We start from the raw sequence: 4,764 nt of genomic DNA, 5'->3' as shown, positions 1-4,764 counted from the left end.
AACTACCTCGTCAACTCCGGATACGGTTCCGTGTGAACGAGTCCCGCTCTAGAGCGGATGACGGCCGGGGTGGACTTCGAGGCGCTGGGGGACCGGGAGGCGCAGGGGCTGTTCGGAGAGGTGCTGGGGGTGTTGGAGGGGGCGGGGTGATCGGAAGGTATGAGGTGGCGGTCCCCCTTTCCCGATGGGGGAGGAATGACGCTGTGTTGGCAATCCGCGAACTCATAGTCGGGTTCGGCGCAAAAAGATCCGCGACGGCGAGGCGGGCGCGCAGATGGGCGCCCTGCGACACCGCGCCGGAAATGGCGTTGAACCGCTCGCGGGGGAGGCCCGCAGGCGCGGAGGGGAACGGGGAGGATGCGGGAAGGCTCATCCTGGCCGGGAATGTGGTCACAACAAATCCGGCGCCGAACGCGGTTCCGCCGGGGACCCGGGCGAAGGGGCCGTCAGTCCTCAAGCGGCGGCAGGCCGGCTTCCTTGCGGGCGGCGGCGGCGGCTTTCTTTTCGGCTTTTGCGGCGGCTTTTTCAGCGGCCTTCTTGGCGTCGGCGCGATCGCGTTCCTGACGCTCGAAACTGTAGTTGGGCTTTCGGGCCATGGGCGGCTCTTTCTCTTGTCGTTGCGCTAGCGCGCTTCGCGCTACTTGAGCGCAGGAGGGGCGCTGCTGCGGCGCCGTCTGCCCCAAAGTGGGGCAAGCGGGGGGCCGGGGCAACCGTTGACGATCAATCGACGGCGATGACCTCGACGGTCTGACCGGCGACGACGGCTTCGTCCCCGACCTGTTTGCGCATCAGGGCGACGGCGAGGGGCGAGACGTGGCTGACCGAACCGGCGGCGGGGTCGGCCTCATCCTCGCCGGTGATCCGCCATGTCCGGGTGCGGCCGTCCGCGCGCTCGAGGGTGACGGAGCCGCCGAAACGGACGCGTCCATCGGCTTCCGTCTCGACCAGCTGGGCGGTGGCGCGGCGGGCGGACCAGTAGCGCAGGTCGCGGGTGGCGCGGGCCATGGCGGTGCGGTCGGCCTCGATCGAACCTTGCGCCTGGGCAGCGCTGTACGCCGCGCGGGCCGAGGCCAGGGCGGCCTCGATCTGCGCCAGACCCGTGGGGGTGACCAGATTGGGCGCATGCGAAATCGGACGGTCGGGAAGGTCGGCGGCCACAGCCTCCAGATCTTCCTCGCGGGTGAAGGCGACGCTCATGGGGGATGAGCGTATGTGAGTTGGGGCCGTTCCGCGCTTTTTTTATACCCGCTCATCCCGGCATTCGCCGGGATGAGCGGAAGAGAGTAGTCACCCGGCAATGGATGATTCAGCCAAGACCGTACATGTGATCGGGGCCGGGCCCGCCGGGCTGATGGCCGCCGAGCGGCTGGCGCGGGCGGGCGTGGGCGTGGTGGTGCATGAGGCCATGCCGTCCGTGGCGCGCAAATTCCTGATGGCGGGGCGGGGCGGGCTGAACCTGACCCATTCCGAGGATCTGGCGCCGTTCACCGGCCGGTATGGCGCGGCGGCGGGGACCGTCGGGGCGTGGCTGGAGGCTTTTTCGCCGACCCATCTGATCGGCTGGGCCGAGGGGCTGGGGCAGGCGACGTTCACGGGCTCGTCCGGACGGGTGTTTCCGCGGGCGATGAAGGCCTCGCCCTTGCTGCGGGCCTGGCTGGGGCGGTTGAATGAACTGGGAGTCGAGGTGCGGACGCGGTCGCGCTGTTCCGGTCCCGGCCTTCGCCGGGATGACGATCGGCTGGAATGGAGGTTCGACACGCCGGAGGGAGAGCGGGTCGAGACGCCGGACGCAGTGGTGCTGGCGCTGGGCGGAGCCAGCTGGCCGCGGCTGGGGTCGGACGGAGCGTGGCGGGACTGGCTTGAGGCCGGAGGCGTGGCGGTCGAGCCGTTCCGGCCGTCCAATGTCGGCTTTAACGTCGCGTGGTCAGAAATCTTCGCCGGACGGTTCGCGGGTCAACCATTGAAACCTGTGGCGATGAGCCACGGGGATCGAACGGTGCGCGGCGAGGCGATGGTGACGCGCTACGGGCTGGAGGGCGGGACCGTCTATGCGCTGTCAGCCGGTCTGCGCGAGGCGGTGGAGCGCGACGGGTCGGCGAGCCTGAGCGTCGACCTGCGGCCCGATCTGTCGGTCGAGGCGCTGGCGGGGCGGCTGGCGAAGCCGCGCGGCAAGGACAGCGCGACCAACTGGCTGAGGAAGGTTGCGGGGTTGTCGCCGGCGGCGTTGGGGCTGTTGCGCGAGATCCCGGGGGAGCTGCCGACGGGGGCGGACAAGCTGGCGAAGCGGATCAAGGCGGTGCGGCTGAGTCTGACCGGGGTGCAGGGGCTGGAGCGGGCGATCTCGTCGGCGGGCGGGGTGAGGCTGGACCAGGCGGATCAAGGGTTGATGCTGACCGCCCTGCCCGGCGTATTCGTGGCGGGGGAGATGCTGGACTGGGAGGCGCCGACGGGCGGCTATCTGCTGCAGGCGTCGATGGCCTCGGGCATCGTGGCGGCCGAAGGCGTGCTGAGGTGGCTGGAGGCGCGGTAGCGCTCGCCACCGTGACGCTCGACAGGGAGCGCCGGGCGGGTCAGGTTGCGGCCCTCCCCCCGCCCGGAATGATCCCATGCGCCCTTCCCGCCTGACCCTTCTCCTCTCCGTCGCCGTCATGGCCCTGACGGCCTCGCCCGCGCTGGCGCAGCAGGCTGATGCCGCGCGGCTGAACGAGCATGTCCGGGTGCTGGCCTCGGACGCGTTCGAGGGGCGGGGCGTGGCGACGCCGGGCGAACAGCTGACGGTCGACTATCTGGTCGGCCAGTTCCAGGCGCTGGGGCTGGAGCCGGGCGGGCCGGACGGTCAGTGGGTGCAGACGGCGCAGCTGGGGCGGACGCAGCAGAACGGTCCCGCGACGATCACGGTCACGGCGGGCGGCGCGAGCCGGGCGCTGGCGCGGGGGCCGGACCTGCTGGTGTCCAGCGACCGGCCGGTGGACCGGATCACGGTCACGGACGCGGAGGTGGTGTTTGCCGGCTATGGCGTCAGCGCGCCCGAGCGCGGCTGGGACGACTTCAAGGGCATGGACCTGCGGGGCAAGGTGCTGCTGGTCATCGTCAACGACCCGGATTTCGGCGCGCCCGAGGGGCATCCGGTCGCGGGCAAGTTCGACGGCAATGCGATGACCTTCTACGGCCGCTGGACCTACAAATTCCAGGAGGCGGCGCGGCAGGGGGCGGCGGCGGTGCTGGTGATCCACGATACGGCGGGCGCGGGCTATGGCTGGAGCGTGCTGGAGGGGTCGTCGACGGCGCCGAAATTCGACATCGTCCGCGCCGACCCCGAGACCGAGCGGGTCCCGGCCCAGGGCTGGATCCAGGGACCGGTCGCGGAGCGGCTGTTCGCCGATGCGGGGCTGGACTACGCCGCCCTGCGCGAGGCGGCGCGGACGCCCGGGTTCCGGCCGGTGACGCTGGACGGGGTGACGATGTCGATCGATTTCGGCCAGACGGCGGACCGGATCGAGAGCCGGAATGTGCTGGCGCGCATACCCGGCGCCGGGCATCCGGACGAAACGGTTCTGTACGGCGCGCACTGGGACGCCTTTGGCCGCGCCACGCCGGTGGGCGACGACGACATCTATAACGGGGCGGTCGACAATGCGACGGGCGTGGCCGGGCTGATCGAGCTGGCGCGGATGTTCAAGGCGGGCGCGGCGCCCGACCGGTCGGTGGTGTTCGCCGCCTGGACGGCCGAGGAGGCCGGGCTGCTGGGGGCCGAATACTACGCCGCCAATCCGGTCTGGCCGCTGGAGACGACCGTCGCCAATATCAACATGGACAGCTTCCTGCCGGGGGCCGAGGTCTCGCCGCAGATCGTGGTCATGGGGGCGGGCAAAAGCGAAACGGACACCTGGCTGGAGCGGCGCGCGACCGAACAGGGGCGCACTCTGATCCCCGATCCGGCCCCCCAGGCCGGCGGCTTCTACCGTTCCGACCATTTCCCGCTGGCGAAGAGGGGGGTGCCGGCCCTGTTCGGGGCGGCGGGCTTCACCGGGCACAACGCCGCCAGCCGGGACTATGTGGCCAATCGCTATCACAAGCCTTCGGACGAATGGACGCCGGAGTGGGTCATGGACGGGGCGGCGTTGGACGTGGACCTGCTGTACCTCGTGGGCCGCGATCTGGCCGACAGCCGGGCGTGGCCGGAGTGGAACGCGGGGGCCGAGTTCGAGGCGGCGCGGCAGGCCTCCATGGGGCGGCGGCAGTAGGGGCGTCAGAGGGTCCGCTTTTGGACCTGAGGCGACGGTCGGCTTCCGACCCACAGCGGACACAGCAACTACCGCCGAAGTGTGCGCTCGCGCCGCTCATAAAACCATTCTGAGAACGCCAAAATGCTCAAGCAGCCAGCCCATACTGGAAACATTGCCCCCCGCGACTGAGCCAGCCATGTGCCGATCAAAGGCAAACGACCTTCGACGTTGAAGACCCACGCACCAAGGACAGTGATCAAGATCAACCTGACGATCTGCAAGGCGTAGTAGATCTTCTTCGAAGGCCGCGCTGCCTTGTGCCTTAGCAGGTCATCCCCAGTCAGCCGCTCACCAAAGACGGCCTCCATGATCTTCTTTCGCCTGTTTGAGTTGGGTTGATCGGGCATGTTGCCAACCCTCGCGTTGATGATCTGAAAGTCAACAGTTTGGGTTGTCGATTTCATTCCGGGTAGAGTCCGCTCACCATCTGTGGACGCCCCCTTCAGCGCAAGAGTGAATTCGGGATTGTTTGACACGT

5 protein-coding genes are annotated in these 4,764 nt (G+C 69.3%); 2 read left to right on the top strand and 3 right to left on the bottom strand.

The window, feature by feature from the left end; all coding sequences use genetic code 11:
- Positions 1-446: 446 nt before the first annotated feature.
- On the bottom strand, positions 447-596 hold the full coding sequence (locus ACTIEW_RS15575; RefSeq protein WP_284222964.1) for a hypothetical protein: 150 nt from the start codon (positions 594-596) through the stop codon (positions 447-449).
- Positions 597-720: 124 nt separating this feature from the next.
- Positions 721-1,197 (bottom strand): transcription elongation factor GreA, encoded by a 477-nt coding sequence (greA, locus tag ACTIEW_RS15570; RefSeq protein ID WP_439478815.1) that lies wholly within the window; start codon positions 1,195-1,197, stop codon positions 721-723.
- Between the two features lie 100 nt (positions 1,198-1,297).
- Between greA and ACTIEW_RS15565 the strand changes: the two genes are divergently transcribed.
- Both ACTIEW_RS15565 and ACTIEW_RS15560 read left to right on the top strand, forming a co-directional pair.
- A complete protein-coding gene (locus ACTIEW_RS15565; RefSeq protein ID WP_439478814.1) occupies positions 1,298-2,530 on the top strand; it encodes a TIGR03862 family flavoprotein in 1,233 nt (410 codons plus the stop codon).
- Positions 2,531-2,606: 76 nt separating this feature from the next.
- Positions 2,607-4,244 carry a M28 family peptidase gene (locus ACTIEW_RS15560; RefSeq protein ID WP_439478813.1) on the top strand — a complete coding sequence of 546 codons (1,638 nt, stop codon included), beginning with the start codon at positions 2,607-2,609 and terminating at the stop codon, positions 4,242-4,244.
- Positions 4,245-4,312: 68 nt separating this feature from the next.
- Here ACTIEW_RS15560 and ACTIEW_RS15555 read toward each other — a convergent pair.
- Positions 4,313-4,764 (bottom strand): hypothetical protein (locus ACTIEW_RS15555; protein ID WP_439478812.1); only part of this gene is annotated, 452 nt, incomplete at its 5' end.

The sequence above is a fragment of the Brevundimonas sp. genome, assembly GCF_051860745.1.
Lineage (GTDB): Bacteria > Pseudomonadota > Alphaproteobacteria > Caulobacterales > Caulobacteraceae > Brevundimonas.
The sequence above is the reverse complement of the archived record's forward strand: the minus strand, read 5'-3'. Positions and strand labels throughout refer to the sequence as shown.